The sequence below is a fragment of the Anaeromyxobacter sp. PSR-1 genome, assembly GCF_000964525.1.
GTDB lineage: Bacteria > Myxococcota > Myxococcia > Myxococcales > Anaeromyxobacteraceae > Anaeromyxobacter.
In genome coordinates this window covers 1-14,902 of record NZ_BAZG01000032.1, presented here as the reverse complement: position 1 = coordinate 14,902, position 14,902 = coordinate 1, and the positions used below count along the sequence as shown (strand labels likewise).

Here is a 14,902-nt window from a genome sequence, read left to right as displayed (position 1 = left end):
GCCGAAGCCGCCCCGCCGGGCCCTGGGTTCAGCGGTCGCCGGGCCTAGTGGCAGGCCTGGCAGGACTCCTGCTCGTCACCGCTCCACGGGTTCGCCGGGGTCGGGTCGAGCGTCTGCAGCGCCATGTGCGCCTTGGCGGCCTCGGAGTCGTGGCAGCCCCAGCAGGCGAGCCGGTTCGGGCGCGCGGCCCAGGTGCCGCTCGACGTGCCGTCGGGGTGGCACGCCTGGCAGTTCCGGACGTCCTGCGGGAACGTGATGTCCCAGTTCCGGCCGGCGACGGGGTCGCCGTTGGAGTAGGCGACCGTGGCGAGCGGGGTGAACAGGCTCGACCCGAAGTGCACGGCGTGGACGCGCTTCGAGATCGGGTGGCCGCCCAGCCAGGCGCCGGTGGCGGAGCCGGGCTGGTAGTCGTGGCACGCGCCGCACTGGTCCACGGCGTCGTCGGAGAAGATCTTGTTGTGGCGCGAGAAGTCGAGGACGAAGCCCCGGCCGTCCGCGCTCTGGTGGCAGGAGTTGCAGTTGCTCGCGATCGGCTTCTCCACCGCCGCGGTCTTCACCTGGAACGCCACCTTCGCCACCGTCGGCGTGCGGTAGTTGGTCTCGCTGACGCGCCCGAGCCGCGAGATCTCGACGCTCGCGACGTAGGTGCCGGGCTGCAGGTCGTCCACCGGATCGAGCTGGTAGGTGATCGACCCGGCGGAGCGGGTCACCTTCCGGTCGTTCGCCGCGCCGGGGGCCGCGTTGAACGCGAGCGTGTTGGACGGGTAGTAGCCGCCCGGCATCTTCAGGGCGGTGTCGCCCCCGAAGACGGCGGTGGTCACCGCGCTGGGGTCGAGCTGGATCGCGTAGACGCGGCCCAGGTTGCGGCTGCGGATCCCGAAGCGCCCGCCCTCGACGTAGGCGATGGCGCGGCGGCCGAAGGCCGGGATGGCGTTCAGGCCGGCGGCCAGCTCCGCGGGCGTCGCCGCGGCGGGGTTCGCGAACGCCGCCGGCGGCACGGTCACCGAGATGGTGCCGGACGCGACGAAGTCACCGCCGGTCTGGTTGTACAGGGTGACGTCGCGGCCGCTGTCCACCTTGAGCGCCAGCGCGGCGCCGCCGGAGAGGTCCCAGGAGGCGGGCGCCGCGACCTCGATCTTGGCGCGCGCGGTGGTGGTGAGCACCGGGTTGCGCGTGGCGCGCGGGCCGCTCACGAAGAACGCCGTGTTGGCGAACGTGGTGGGGCTGGTCGGGGCCGGGCAGCCGGTGGGGAGGCACCCGAGCGCCGCGCCGGTGACGAGGTCGTGGTCGATCGGCGTCCCGGTCGCCTTGTCCTTCAGGACCACCGTGACGACCGGCGCCTCGCCGGCCACGTAGTACTTGCCGTTCGCCGGCGCGGAGAGCGACAGCTCCGCGTCGAACTCGGGGACGTTGCGCGGGTCCTTCGTCGTCCAGTCGTGCGCGGGCACGATGGGCGCCCAGCCGGTGGTGGCGCCGTGGCAGGTCGCGCACCCGGAGTCGTCCGCCTGCGCGCCGCCCAGGTGGTTGGCGCCGGTGGCGAAGTCCACGGTGTCGTGGCAGGAGCCGCAGGCCGCGCGGGTGGGGTTCGTCTTCCAGTTGTCCACCTGGGCGCCGGTGCCGGTGTGGCACTTCTGGCAGTTCGCGAGCACGGCCGGGAACTCGGCCTTCCACCACTCGTGCTTGGTGTTCCGGTAGCCCCAGATCGCGTACTCGCCGTTGTCGGCGGACTCGTCCTGCGGCGTGCTCGGGTCGTCCCAGACCTTGCCGTCGGGGCCGGGCAGGCTGGCCAGCTCGCCGCCCGCGTGGATCTTGTGGATCATGACCGCGAGGTCGAGGCTCTGGCCGCCGTTCGCGTCGGCGGTGCCGGGCACGTGGCAGGTGGCGCAGTTCTCGACCGAGAGGCGGTTGCCGCCGTGCCCGTGGAACTCCTCGCCGTGGCAGGCCTTGCAGGCGGCGGTCTGGACGATGTTGCGGGTGGTGGTGATGGCGGAGCCGTCCGGCACGAAGTCGTAGGTGGCCTCGCCGGTGGGCCCGTCGTGGCCGCCGATCATGACGGACACGCGGTGCAGCAGGTTGCGCTGGTAGCCGACCGGCGCGCCCTCGGTGGTCGCGTTCGCGAGGTTGGTGGCGAACACGTAGGTGTAGCTGCCGTCGCCGTGATCGGTGAGCGCGCCGTTGCCCTCGGTGTTGCCCTGGACCGCGGTGGTGCCGGCCGGGTTCGGCCAGTCGCCCGCGGTCGCGGTCTCGATGCGCGTGATGTACGGCACGAAGCGGGAGGCCCGCTCCGTGGCGGTGCCGGGGACGAGCTTCGCCACGTCGGCGGTGATGGCGGCGATGCCCGGGACCGGCTGCCCGCCGGCGCCGGGGGTCGCGGCGGTGAAGTCCACGGTCAGCGTGCCGTCGGCCGCGGCGGTCGCGCCGGTGATGGTCACCTTCACGTCGAACTTGCCGGTGGCGTACTCGCCGCTCGACTTCAGGAACGCGGCGCCGTGGAAGTCGCCGATCGCGACGTTCCCGCCGGTCGCGCCGTTCGACACGGTCACCGAGGTGCCGTCGGTGCAGGTGATGGTGTGGGTGCCGTCGTGGTTGTCGGTGACGGTGCAGGAGGTGCCGTTGGTGCCGTCCTGGCCGTCCTGGCCGTTCGTGCCGTCGCGCCCGGGGGCGCCGGCAGGGCCCTTCGCGCCTTCGCAGGCGACGACCGCGAGGCCGAGCGCCGCGAGCAGCAGTGTCCGTCGGATCATTGCGTCTGGCTCCTTGGGGCGCGCATTCGACCGCACCCATAGGTTTGACTATCGCCTTGATAGTCCCGCAGGGGCCAGCGAGATCTTGATGCACGTCAACGCCGGCGCGCTTTTCGCGGCGCCATGTCGCACCGGGTCGGAGCGGACCGCCGCGATCGCGGAGCTTCGACCCAGGGCAATCGGTCGCAGGGCGAAGCGTGCGCGCGCCGCCGCGCGGTCGCGGCGTGTCAAAGCTTGCTTACGCGCCCGCGGCCTCGAACCCGCCCTCGAAGGCGAGGGCGGACAGCGGGCGCCGCTCGCTGGGGCGCTCGCGCGCGCGCAGGGCCTCGGGGAGCGCCGCCGGATCGCCGCGGCGGCCGATCGCGACGAACGCGTGGAGCGCGAGGCCCGCCGGCAGCACCAGCGCCTCGCGCGCGCGGGCCGCGTCGAAGCCGCCCATGGCGTGCGTCGCCCAGCCCCAGCGCTGCGCCTGGAGCGCGAGCTGCGCCCAGGCCGCGCCCGCGTCGAACGCGTGGCTCGCGTTCGGCACCGGGCCCGGCCGCCCGGGCAGCTCCATCGCCTCGCGCGACGCCACCGCCACGAGCGCCGCGGCGTTCCGCGCCCAGACCTGGTTCGCGGGCGCGAGCGCGGACAGGAACCGCTCGAACGCGGGCGTGCCCCGGCGCGCCCAGGCGAAGCGCCAGGGCTGCGCGTTCAGGGCGGAGGGCGCCCAGCGGGCGGCCTCGAGCAGGCCGAGCAGCGTGTCGCGCGGGATCGCCTCGTCGGTGAAGGCGCGCGGCGACCAGCGGGCGACGAACGGCGCGTCGATGGGGTGCTCGGGGCGGCGGGGGGTCGCGGCGGCGGCCGGGAGGGGGGTCACGGGGGTCATGGCGAGGAACCTAGGCCGTTGCGGCCGGGTGGACTAGATAGTGGTTCCGGGAAAGACCGATGCGCGAGGAGCAACGATGGATCTGAACCGGATCGCGGTGTTCGCGCAGGTGGTGGAGGCGGGCAGCTTCACCGCCGCGGCGTCGGCGCTGGGCGTCCGCAAGTCGTCGGTGAGCCGCGCGGTGGCGGCGCTCGAGGGCGAGCTGGGGATCCGCCTGCTGCAGCGGACCACCCGCCGCCTCAGCCTCACCGACGCGGGCCGCGCCTACTACGAGCGGACCCGCGACGCGCTCGCCGGGCTCCGCGAGGCGAGCGAGGAGGCGGCGGCGCTCGGCGCCGAGCCCCGGGGGACGGTGCGGGTGACCGCGCCGGTGGACCTGGCGCCGGACCTGGCGCGCCTGACGGACGCGTTCCTGCGCGCGCACCCGCAGGTGCGCGTGGAGGTGTCGCTCACGGCGCGCTACGTGGACCTGGTCAAGGAGGGCTTCGACCTGGCCATCCGCGCCGGCGTCCTCGCCGACTCGTCGCTGCTCGCGCGCAAGCTGTCGGACAGCGCGCTCGCGCTGTTCGCCGCGCCCGCCTACCTCGACGCCCGCGGGCGGCCGCGGCGCCTCGCCGACCTGGCCCGGCACGACTGCCTGCTCTACCGCGCCGGCGGGGAGACCGCGGTCTGGCGGCTCACCGGCCGCCGCGGCGAGGAGCAGGTGACCGTGCACGGCCGCGCCGCCGCCGACGAGTTCGCGTTCGTGCGCGGCATGCTGCTCGCGGGCGCGGGGATCGCGCTGGTGCCCACCGGCATGATCGCCGCGCACCTGCGCACCGGCGCGATCGAGCGGGTGCTGCCGCAGTACGTCCGGCGCGGCGGCCCGGTGAGCGTGGTGTGGCCGAGCCGGCGCTACGAGCCGGTGGCCGTGGCGCGGTTCCGGGACGCGATCGTGGCCGCGCTCGGCGAGCCGGCGGCGGGGGAGGCGCGGCGCTGAGGCGGGCGGCTCAGGCGGCCGGGCGCCAGGCGCGGTGGGCGAGCGCGACGGTGCCGAGCTGGACGGCCACCACCATCGCCACGCACGCGCCCCAGCCGCCCGCGTGCCAGGCGAGCGCGGGCGCGACGCCGCCGGCGGCGCCGCCGAGGTAGTAGCTCGACACGTACAGGCCGGAGGCCGACGACCGGAGCCGCGGCGGCGCGGCGGTGCGCAGGAACGCGGTGGAGGCGGACTGGCTCACGAACACCGCGGTGCACACCGCCGCCAGGCCCGCCACCACGAGCGTCACCGAGGGCGCCAGCGTCACGAGCGCGCCGGCCGCCGCCACCGCGAGCGCCACCGTGACGGCGCGGCGCGAGCCGACCCGGTCGATCCAGCGCCCGGCGAACGGGGTCACGGCGGCGCCGATCAGGTAGACGGTGAACACCGAGGACAGCGCAGCGGTGCCGAGCCGGTACGGCGGCGCCGAGAGGTGGAACGTGACGTAGGTGAACACCGCCACCTGCGTGAAGAGCACGTTGAAGCCGACCGCGAACGTCGCGAGGAGGCGTGGCGCGCGGAGCAGGTCGCCGGGCCGGGCGCGCGGCGGCCACGGCGGCGGCGGTGGTGACGAGGGCGAGCACCACGAACGCGGCGCGCCAGCCCCACCGGTCGGCGGCGAGGCCCGCGAGCAGCCGCCCGGTGTAGCCGCCGATCACGTTGCCCGTCACCAGCGCGGACATGGCGCTGCCGAGCGCCGCCGGCGGCCACTCCTCGGCCAGGAACGCCACGCCCACCGCGTAGATGCCGGGCACCGCCAGCCCCTGCACGAAGCGCCAGCCCACCAGCGCCGGGACGCCGGGGGAGGCGGCGGTGAGCAGCATGGGGACCGGCAGGAACAAGAGCGAGGCGACGATGATGCGCCGGTGCCCCCAGCGCCGGATGGCGCGGCCCGCGAACGGCGAGGCCAGCGCCACCGCGATGGTCGGGGCGCTCACGGTGAGCGCCGCCGCGGCCTTCGAGACCGCGAACACCCGCTCCAGCGTGGGGAGCAGCGGCTGGGTGGCGTAGAAGCCCACGAACGCGCAGAAGCCGGCCAGCCCGATGGCGAACAGCCCCGCCGCGGGGCGCGCCACCTCCGGCGCGGCCTCGGGCACCGGCGCGGCCGGGGCCGGGTCGGCGGGGGCGAGGCGGGGGATGGGGACGGTGCGCGCGGCCTCGGGCATGGGCCCGGGAACATGCGGAGGGACGGTCGAGACGTCCAATATATCTTTGCTCTCGTGTCGAGACGTCCTAGATCTCGACGCCATGGAGCTCCGGCACCTGCGGTACTTCGTGGCGGTCGCGGAGGAGCTGCACTTCGGCCGCGCCGCCGCGCGGCTCGGCATGGCGCAGCCGCCGCTCAGCCAGCAGATCCGCCAGCTCGAGCGCGAGCTCGGGGTGGAGCTGTTCGCGCGGGCCCGGCGGCGCGTCGAGCTCACCGAGCCGGGCAGGGTGCTGCTCGGGCACGCCCGGGCCATCCTCCAGCGCGCCGCGCACGCGTCGGAGGACGTCCGGCGCGCGGCGCGGGGCGAGACCGGGGCGCTCTCGGTGGGCGTGGTGGCGTCCGCCACCTACGGCCTCATGCCCCGCGTGTTCCGCACGTTCCGGGCCCGCCACCCCGACGTGGCGCTCGGGGTGGCGGTGATGAGCACCGGCGCGCAGGTGGCCGCGCTGCGGGCGGGGCAGCTCGACCTCGGGCTGGCGCGCACGCCGTTCGGCGACGAGACGCTGGTGGCCGAGACCGTGCTGGAGGAGCCGGTGGTGGTGGCGCTGCCGGCGGGGCACCCGCTCTCGGCGCGCCGCGCCCTGCGCCTGGCGGCGCTGGCGCGCGAGCCGTTCGTCCTGTTCCCGCGCGACCGCCGGCCGGGCTGGTACGACTTCGTGCTCGGGCTGTGCCGCGAGGCCGGCTTCCAGCCCCGGGTGGCCGAGGACGCGCCCGAGCTCGCCACCGCCATGGCGCTCGTGGCGGCCGGGATCGGCGTGACGCTCGTGCCGGCCTCGGTGAAGGACCTGCGGCGGACCGGGGTGGACTACCGCGCCATCGCGTCGCCGCGGGCGCGCACGCGCCTGGTCGCGCTGCGCCGCCCCGGCGAGCCCTCGCCGCCGGTGGCCCGGTTCGTGGCGGTGGTGCGCGAGGTGCTCCGCCGCGGCTGAGGCCGAGCCTGCTGATCTGGATCGCTGCTGCGGCGCGCGCTCCAGCCCGCGCGCGGCGCCGCGTCAGGTCGCGTACTGCGCCTCGCCGTTGCCGAACGACCAGTTCTCCTTCGCCACCTCCACCAGGCTGACGATGACGTCCTCGCGGCGCACGCCCACCGCCGCGTGCAGGTCGTCGGCGATGCGCCGGAAGAGCGCGCGCTTCATGTCCACGGTCCGCCCGGCGTTGGCGGTGATCTGCACCACCACCACGTCCTTGCCGTGGTCGATCCCGAGGTAGCTCGGGGCGATGCTCAGCCCCTCGTCGCCGTGGCCGGCGATCACCTGGAAGCGGTCGTCGGGCGGGACCTTGAACGTGTCCACCAGGGCGCGGTGCACCGCGTCGCCGGCGGCGCGCCGCTGCTCGGGGCCGAGGCGCAGGGTGGTGTCGATCCGGACGAGCGGCATGGGTTCCTCCGAGGACACGTCTCTAGCACGGCGGGTGCCGGCGCGCCCGCCGTCGGCGGACGACCCGACCCGGCCTCGGTCATGCGTCCAGCCCGGCCCTGACCCCGGCCGGCGGCGCGGCCACGGCCCGCTCCACCTCGTCCGGCCGCGGCGGCTTCGCCAGGTGCCGGTCGAAGCCGGCCTCGAGGGCGGCGTCCACGTCCTCGGGCTGCGCGTAGCCGCTCACCGCCACCAGCAGCAGGCCCGGCCCGCGCTCGCGCCGGAGCGCCCGCGCCACCTCGTACCCGCTCATCCCCGGCAGGCCGATGTCGCAGAGCACCACGTCGGGCGGGTCGGCGCGGGCCGCCGCGAGGGCGCCCGGGCCGTCGTGCGCCACCGCGACCTCGTGCCCGGCGTGGCGGAGCAGCTCGGCGAGCGTCTCGGCCGCGTCCACGTTGTCGTCCACGATGAGCACGCGCCGCGGCCCCGCCGCGCCGGCCGGCGCCGCGGACGGCGCCGCCAGCGGCACCGGCTCCTCGGCCGCCAGCGGCAGCTCGATCACCAGCTCGCTGCCGGCGCCGGGCCCGGCGCTCCGGGCCTCGACCGTGCCCCCGTGCAGCTCGACGATCCCCTTCACCAGCGAGAGCCCCAGCCCGAGCCCCCCGGCGCTCCGCGCCAGCGATCGGTCCGCCTGCACGAACGGCTCGAAGATCCGCCCGAGCAGCTCGGGCGGCATGCCCACGCCGGTGTCGACGACCCGGATCACCGCGCGCCCGCCGCGCGCGTCCGCGCGCACCGTGACGCGGCCGCCGGGCGGCGTGAACTTGCCCGCGTTGCTGAGCAGGTTGCCGACCACCTGCGCCACGCGGGTGGGGTCGGCGTCGGCCCAGAGCGGCCCGCCCGGCAGCTCCACCTCGAGCGCGATGCGGCGGTCGTCCAGCAGGTCCCGGTAGTCCTCGGCGGTGCGCGCGACCACCTCGGAGAGGTCGATGCGCTCCCGGCGCAGCTCGATCTTGCCGCGCGCGATGCGGGTGACGTCGAGCAGGTCGTCCACGATGCGGGTCAGGTGGTCCACCTGCCGGCCGATGACCTCCAGGGCGCGCCGGGTCTGCGCCGGGCGCGCGGCGGGGTGCGAGAGGAGGTGCAGCGCGCTGCGGATGGGCGCGAGCGGGTTGCGGAGCTCGTGCGAGAGCATCCCCAGGAACTCGTCCTTGCGCCGGTCGATCTCGGTGAGGCGGGCGTTCGCGCTGACGAGCCGCCCGGTCATCCGGTTGAACGCGCGGGAGAGGGTGCCGATCTCGTCGGGCCGCTCCGCCCCGGCCACCTCGGCGGGGAGGCTGGTCTCGGCGATCCGCTCGGCGGTGCGGGCGATGGCCTCGAGCGGCCGCACCACCGCGCGCGCCGCCAGCAGCGAGAGCGCCGCGGCGGCGAGCAGGCCCACCACCACCGCGGCCGCCGAGATCCACAGGGCGCGGGCCCGGCGCGCCTGCAGCTCGACCACGATCCGGTCGAGGAAGCGCAGGTAGTAGCCGGACACGTCCTTCAGCAGCGCCTCGCTGCGGAACGACATGAGCCGCCAGCGATCCAGGGCGCGCTCGAGCGGGGGGCCGCCCTCCGGCGCGACCCGGCGGATCTCGTCGCCGAGCGCGTCCTGCGCGGCCCGGACCGCGACGTACTCGCGCCAGACGTCGGCGACGCGCGCCGGGAGCGGGAGCGCCTCGACGTCGCGCATCAGCCCGGCGATGCGCGCGCCGGCCTCGTCGAGGCGCGTCTCGTGCACGCCGGCCGGCGAGCGCGGCAGCGACAGGAACCAGCGCTCCTCCTCGTGCGTCGCGTCGCCGAGCGCGAACGCCAGGGAGATGGCGGTCCGCACCGCCCGCGCGTCGCGCTCCAGGGTGCGCGCCTGGTGCGCGGACGACCACGCCGCGTACGCCAGCGCCGCGCAGGCCACCGCGGCGAGGACCGTGGTCGGCACGAGCAGGCGCCGGCCGACGGTCACCATCGCGCGTCCCCGGGGAGCAGCATGACCGACTCGGGCGCCACCTGCTCGAGCAGCGCCGGCGCCACCAGCTGGTGGAGGTCGGGCGCGTCGCCGCGCAGCGCGCCCGCGGCGGTGAGCGCGTCGCGCTCGCGGCGCAGCACGTCCACGAGCACGTTGTCGAGCCCGAGCCCCCAGCGTACCCGCTCCAGCTGCCCGGCGAGCGCGGCGTCGCCGGTCTCCGGGAAGCGGTCGCGGATCCGCGCCCGCGCCCCCTCGCGATCGGCCCGGGCGCGCCGCTCGCCGCAGGCCAGGCCGCGCAGCAGCGCCCGGAGCGCGGCGGGCCGGGCCGCCAGCACGTCGTCGCGCGTGACGAGGAGCGAGATCTCGACGTAGAGGTCGGTCTGGAACACCTGCGCGTCGTCCCCGAGGCGGCGCTCGGCCTCCTGCGCGGCCGGGTCGGAGAGCACCGCCGCGTCGAGCGCGCCCGCGGCGAGCCCCTCGATCGACTCGGCCGGCGCCCCGTGGACGAGGCGGACCAGGTCGCGCGGGACGCCGCCCAGGCGGAGCGCCAGGTCGGTGAAGAAGTCGGCGTTCGTCCCCGGCGCCAAGCCGATCCGGCGCCCGCCCAGGTCGTAGAAGCCGCGGATCCCGCTCGAGGCGCGCACCACCAGGCGCGTGTTGCGGGTCGAGGTGTGCAGCGCGGTGAGCGCGCGCAGCCGGTCGTCGGCGTAGGCCGCCTGCAGCACCGGCGTCTCGAACGCGACCGCCACGTCGGCGCCGCCCTCGCGGAGCAGCGCGAGCGCGTCGCGCCCCAGGTCGAACGACCGCTCCTCGAGGTCCAGCCCCTCCGCCGCGAAGCAGCCGCTCGCGGCGGCGAGCAGCGGGAGCGCGGTGGCGGGCTGGCGCACGGAGGCGAGGACCAGGCGCGTCCGCGGCGGCCGGCGATCCCCGCAGGCCGCCAGCAGCGCCATGGCCGCGATCAGCGAGGCGACGCGCACGCGCTCCTCTTCTCGGGTCCCCGCCCCGGCCTGTGTACCACGTCGGAGGTCCGGAGGAGCGGTGATCCGCCGCCCGTGGCATCGCGCCGCCGGGCCCATGCGCGCCCGCCCGGCGCGACCCGGAGTCAGGCGGGGAAAAGCTCGCCGAGGAGCCGGCGCCAGGCCTCCCGCTCGCGCGCGGGCTCGACGAGCGGCCTCGCGCGGACCGTCGAGCGGCGCAGCTCGGCCAGGAACGCGGGGTCCTGCTCCGCCCGGAGGAGGAGCCCGGCAAGGGCCTGATCGTCGCCGACCGGGAAGTAGCCCGGGTGGTCGGGGCCGAGGAGCCCGACGGTGCCGTCGATGCGGGTGGAGAGCACCGGGACCCCGGCCGCGACGGCCTCGGAGAGCGCGTTCGAGCCGCCCTCGAGGCGCGAGGTGATGACGAGCAGCTGGCTGCCGGCCAGGATCGAGAGCGCCTCGCGCCGGCGGTGCTCGCCCATCCAGAGGTACCGCGGGTTCGCCGCCATCTCGGCCCGCGCGGCGGGCGCCGCGTCCGCGTCGAGCGCGGCGCCGAGGTGGGCGATCTGGACGCGCGAGCGGGCCGGGAGCCTCCGCGCGGCCGCGGCGGCGAGGAAGGCGTCCTTGACCGCGCGCACGTGCGCGAGCAGGCAGGCGCGGAACACGCCCTGCGGCGGCGGCGCGGGCGGGGCCGCCTGCGCCGACTGCTCGATGACCCGGGCCCGGGGGCGGATCTCGGGCGGCAGCGCGTCGAGCCCGCGCGCCTGGAGCACCGTGACGCGGGTGGCGAGCGCGAGCGAGTGGCGCGCCTGCGGCGACGCGGGCAGGTCCTGGTACAGGTCGGTCCCGGCCATCCCCACCACCAGCGGCGCCGCGGGGCGGACCTCGCGCCAGCGGAGCACCGAGGCGTGGCTCTTCGTCGCGTGCAGGGCCACGAGCAGGTCGCACGGCGCGCCGGACCAGGCGTCGGCCAGCGCCACGCGGTGGCCGAGCGCGCGCAGGTGGCCGGCCCAGCGCAGCGCGGTGACGCGGTTGCCCTTGTGCGAGCCGCGGGCGGCCGGCGTGGCGATGACGATCCTCACGCGGCGCACGTCCGGAACCCGGCCCAGGGATCGCGGCGGTCGGGCGTGTAGAAGTTGCGGAAGGTGGGGCGCAGCAGGCGCGCCGGGGTGGCGAAGCTGCCGCCGCGCAGCACCCGGTGCGTGCCGAACCAGGGCTGCGAGTACTCGCGGTAGGGATCGGGGGCGAAGCCGGGGTAGGGGAGGAAGTCGCTCGCGGTCCACTCCCAGACGCTGCCGGCGCCGCCGAGCGGGGCGCCCTCGGCGGTGGCCGCCGCCTCCCACTCCGCCTCGCTCGGCAGCCGCCGCCCGGCCCAGCGGCAGAAGGCGTCCGCCTCGTGCGCGCACACGTGCGCGACCGGCCGGCCCGCCGCGAGCGGCACGCGCCGGTCGAACTCCCGCCGGCGCCACCCGTCCCCCGCGCGCTCCCAGTACGCCGGGTGCTCGGCGCCGGCCGCCTCCCGCCAGCGCCAGCCGGCCTCGCTCCACAGCGCGCGCCGGCGGTAGCCGCCGTCGTCCACGAACTCGGCGAAGCGCGCCTCGGTCACCGGGGTGCGGGCGATCCGGAACGGCGCCAGCTCCACCGGGTGCGCCCACTTCTCGTTGTCGAACACGAACCCGTCGCCGGGCGCAGCGCCGAGCCGGAACGTCCCGCCCGGCAGGGCCGCGTCGCCCTCGGGTCCGGCGCCGGCCGCGGAGGCCGGGAGCCCGGGCGGCGCCGGCCAGCCCAGCGTCTGGCGCGAGAACGCCATCGCCTCCCAGTGCATGTCCTCGTGGAACACCGAGAGCCGCGCGAAGTAGGGATCGGCCTCGCCGCGCTCGAGCAGCGCGAGCACGCCGGCCTCGACCTCGCGCAGGTACCCGACCGTCTCCGCCAGCGAGGGGAGCGGCAGGTCCCAGCGGACGTCGTGCGGGATGGCGATGGAGTCGTAGAGCGCGTCGGCGCCGGCCCGGAGCGGCGGCCGGCCCGCGGCGTGGCGCAGCACCCAGCGCTCCTGGAACCAGGCCACGTGCCCCAGCTCCCAGAGCGGCGGGTTGACGATCGCGAGCCGCGGGCCGAGCAGGCCGTCCGCCGGCAGCGACGCCGCGAGCCCGAGCGTGCGCGCCCGCGCGTCCCGCACCCAGTCCGAGAGGATCCGGTCCATCCGCCTCTATCTAGCGGAAGGTCCCGGCCCGGGCGAGGCGTCTTCGCGGGCGAGCGACACCTGGGAGCGGCCTGGCGCGCGCGGCCCGCCGGCGGCACATAGGCCGGACCGCCCGGCGCGGGCGGGGAGGTGGCGCATGGCATCGGATCTCGACGTGCTGGTCCTCGGCTCCGGCCAGGCGGGCGTGCCGCTCGCCGCGCGGCTCGCGGCCGCGGGGCGGCGGGTCGCGCTGGTCGAGCGCGGCGCGCTGGGCGGCACCTGCGTGAACGCGGGCTGCACGCCCACGAAGACGCTCCTCGCGAGCGCGCGGGCCGCGCACGTGGCGCGGACGGCCGGGCGGCTCGGGATCCGCGCCGGCGAGGTGGCGGTGGATCTCGGGGCGGTGATGGACCGCAAGGACGCGGTGGTGGCGCGCTGGCGCGAGGGCGTGCGCCGCCGCCTGGACGCGGCCGCGCCGCGGCTGCGGGTGGTGCCCGGCGCCGCGCGGTTCGTGGGACCCCGGGAGGTGGAGGTCGCGGGTGAGCGGCTCGCCGCGCCGGTGGTGATCGTGAACGTGGGCGCGCGCCCGGCGGTGCCGCCCGTCCCCGGCCTGGACCGGGTCCCGTTCCTCACCAGCTCGAGCGCGCTCGCGCTGCGCGCGCTCCCCGCGCACCTGGTGGTCCTCGGGGGCGGCTACGTCGGCTGCGAGCTCGGGCAGCTGTTCCGGCGGCTCGGCGCCGGCGTGACGGTGATCGACCCGTCGCCGCACCTGCTCGCCCGCGAGGACGAGGCGGTGAGCGCGGTGCTGGAGGAGGTGTTCCGGCGCGAGGGGCTCCGGCTCGCGCTCGGCGCGCCGGCGGAGGCGGTCGAGGGCGGCGCGGGCGCGGTGCGGGTGCGGCTCGCCGGCGGCGGGGTGGTGGAGGGGTCGCACCTGCTCGTGGCGACCGGGCGGCGCCCGAACACCGACGACCTCGGCTGCGACGCGGCCGGCGTGGCGCTGGATCGCCGCGGGTTCGTCGAGGTGGACGCGCGCTACCGCACCAGCGCCGAGGGCGTGTACGCGGTGGGCGACGTGGCCGGCGGCCCCCAGTTCACCCACAGCGCCTGGGACGACCACCGCATCCTCTTCGACCTCCTGCTCGGCGGCGGCCGGCGGACGCGCGACGACCGGCTGGTGCCGCACGTGGTGTTCACCGATCCGCAGGTGGGGGTGGTGGGGCTGACCGAGCGCGAGGCGCGGGCGCGGGGCGTGCCGTTCGAGCTCGCCACGCTGCCGTACTCGGCCGTGGCGCGCGCCGTCGAGGTGGACGAGCCGGACGGCGTGGTGCGCGTGCTGGTGGACCCGCGCGACGAGCGGATCCTGGGCGCGGCCGTGGTGGGGGCGGAGGGCGGGGAGCTCGTGCACGTCGTCGCCGCGCTGATGCAGGCGGGCGCGAGCGCGCGGGCGCTCGTGGACATGGAGATGGCCCACCCGACCTTCTGCGAGGGGCTCCAGTCGGCGGTGATGACGCTCGAGCGCTTCGCGCTCCGGCCCTGACCGGAGTCCCCCGGCCGCGGCCGTTCCGCGCCGCGCAACGATCCGGTGCGCCCCCGGACATTGCGCCGGGCCGGTCCCGCCGGCACATCCCGGGGCAGGAGATCACCATGACCGAACGCGGACTCGAGACCGTCGTCACCCCCATCGCCGCCAGCGACGGCGCCGGCGTGCGGCTGAAGCGCAGCATCGCCACCCGGACGCTCGACCACCTGGATCCCTTCTTCCTGTTCGACCACTTCGGCTCGGAGGACGCGAACGACTACATCGCGGGCTTCCCCATGCACCCGCACCGCGGGATCGAGACCATCACCTACATGCTCGACGGCAGCGTCGCGCACCGCGACAGCATCGGGAACTCGGGCGTGATCGGCGCGGGCGACGTGCAGTGGATGACCGCCGGCAGCGGCATCCTGCACGAGGAGATGCCCAAGGTCGGCCCGCGCCGGCTCGACGGCTTCCAGATCTGGGTGAACCTGCCCGCGAAGCTGAAGATGACCCGGCCGCGGTACCAGGACGTGCCGGCGGCGCGCATCCCCGAGGTCGCCCGCCCCGGCGGCGCGCGCGTGCGGGTGGTCGCCGGGGAGGTGGACGGGGTGGCCGGCGCGGTGAAGGACATCTTCGCCGGCCCGACCTACCTCGACGTCGCGCTGCCCGCGGGCAAGACGTTCGAGCAGCCGGTGCCGCGCGGCCACACCGCGCTCCTGTACGTGTTCGAGGGCGAGGTGACGGTGGGCGGCGCGCAGGCCGGCCGCGCCGCGCAGGCGGTCGGGGCCCCGAGGCTCGCCATCCTCCGCGACGGCGAGGTGGTCCGCGTGCACGCCGGCGCCGCGCCGGCGCGCTTCCTGCTGCTCTCGGCGCAGCCGCTGAACGAGCCGTACGCGCGCTACGGGCCGTTCGTGATGAACACCGAGGAGGAGATCGAGCAGGCCCTCCACGAGCTGCGCAGCGGGACGTTCATCAAGCCCTGAGCGTCGCCGCCCGGCGGCGCGGGCCGGCGCGCCGCCGCGCGCGCTGGCCC

At 76.8% G+C, this 14,902-nt stretch carries 11 protein-coding genes and 1 pseudogene; 4 read left to right on the top strand and 8 right to left on the bottom strand.

The window, feature by feature from the left end:
• Window positions 1-44 precede the first annotated feature (44 nt).
• Both PSR1_RS07660 and PSR1_RS07655 read right to left on the bottom strand, forming a co-directional pair.
• The gene (locus PSR1_RS07660) at window positions 45-2,741 is read right to left on the bottom strand and encodes an OmcA/MtrC family decaheme c-type cytochrome (RefSeq protein WP_059437024.1); all 2,697 of its coding nucleotides are present in this window, start codon (window positions 2,739-2,741) and stop codon (window positions 45-47) included.
• 238 nt (window positions 2,742-2,979) lie between these two features.
• Window positions 2,980-3,609 carry a nitroreductase family protein gene (locus tag PSR1_RS07655; protein WP_059437023.1) on the bottom strand — a complete coding sequence of 210 codons (630 nt, stop codon included), beginning with the start codon at window positions 3,607-3,609 and terminating at the stop codon, window positions 2,980-2,982.
• Window positions 3,610-3,685: 76 nt separating this feature from the next.
• Here PSR1_RS07655 and PSR1_RS07650 point away from each other — a divergent pair, with 76 nt between their 5' ends.
• Window positions 3,686-4,588, top strand: coding sequence for a LysR family transcriptional regulator (locus PSR1_RS07650; RefSeq protein ID WP_059437022.1), 903 nt, complete (start codon window positions 3,686-3,688; stop codon window positions 4,586-4,588).
• A gap of 10 nt (window positions 4,589-4,598) precedes the next feature.
• Here PSR1_RS07650 and PSR1_RS24995 read toward each other — a convergent pair.
• A pseudogene (locus PSR1_RS24995) lies at window positions 4,599-5,793 on the bottom strand (MFS transporter).
• An 82-nt stretch (window positions 5,794-5,875) separates the two neighbouring features.
• Here PSR1_RS24995 and PSR1_RS07640 point away from each other — a divergent pair.
• A complete protein-coding gene (locus PSR1_RS07640; RefSeq protein ID WP_059437021.1) occupies window positions 5,876-6,763 on the top strand; it encodes a LysR substrate-binding domain-containing protein in 888 nt (295 codons plus the stop codon).
• 63 nt (window positions 6,764-6,826) lie between these two features.
• On the opposite strand, the gene PSR1_RS07635 is transcribed toward PSR1_RS07640, so the two are convergent.
• From PSR1_RS07635 to senA, 5 genes are all read right to left on the bottom strand, one after another.
• Complete coding sequence (locus tag PSR1_RS07635; protein WP_059437020.1) at window positions 6,827-7,210, bottom strand: tautomerase family protein; 384 nt, start codon at window positions 7,208-7,210, stop codon at window positions 6,827-6,829.
• A 79-nt stretch (window positions 7,211-7,289) separates the two neighbouring features.
• Window positions 7,290-9,191 carry an ATP-binding protein gene (locus PSR1_RS07630; protein ID WP_059437019.1) on the bottom strand — a complete coding sequence of 634 codons (1,902 nt, stop codon included), beginning with the start codon at window positions 9,189-9,191 and terminating at the stop codon, window positions 7,290-7,292.
• Window positions 9,185-10,168: an ABC transporter substrate-binding protein gene (locus PSR1_RS07625; protein WP_059437018.1), complete on the bottom strand. Its 984-nt coding sequence runs from the start codon at window positions 10,166-10,168 to the stop codon at window positions 9,185-9,187. The genes PSR1_RS07630 and PSR1_RS07625 overlap by 7 nt, the downstream gene beginning before the upstream one ends.
• Before the next feature lie 125 nt (window positions 10,169-10,293).
• Window positions 10,294-11,247: a selenoneine biosynthesis selenosugar synthase SenB gene (gene senB / locus PSR1_RS07620; RefSeq protein WP_059437017.1), complete on the bottom strand. Its 954-nt coding sequence runs from the start codon at window positions 11,245-11,247 to the stop codon at window positions 10,294-10,296.
• Entirely contained in the window at window positions 11,244-12,368 is a 1,125-nt protein-coding gene (gene senA / locus PSR1_RS07615; protein ID WP_059437016.1) for a selenoneine synthase SenA, read from the bottom strand. Before senA ends, senB begins: the two co-directional genes overlap by 4 nt.
• A 136-nt stretch (window positions 12,369-12,504) precedes the next feature.
• Here senA and PSR1_RS07610 point away from each other — a divergent pair, with 136 nt between their 5' ends.
• Complete coding sequence (locus PSR1_RS07610; protein WP_059437015.1) at window positions 12,505-13,884, top strand: mercuric reductase; 1,380 nt, start codon at window positions 12,505-12,507, stop codon at window positions 13,882-13,884.
• Window positions 13,885-13,991: 107 nt separating this feature from the next.
• Window positions 13,992-14,852 (top strand): pirin family protein, encoded by an 861-nt coding sequence (locus PSR1_RS07605; protein ID WP_059437014.1) that lies wholly within the window; start codon window positions 13,992-13,994, stop codon window positions 14,850-14,852.
• The last annotated feature ends 50 nt before the right edge of the window (window positions 14,853-14,902 follow it).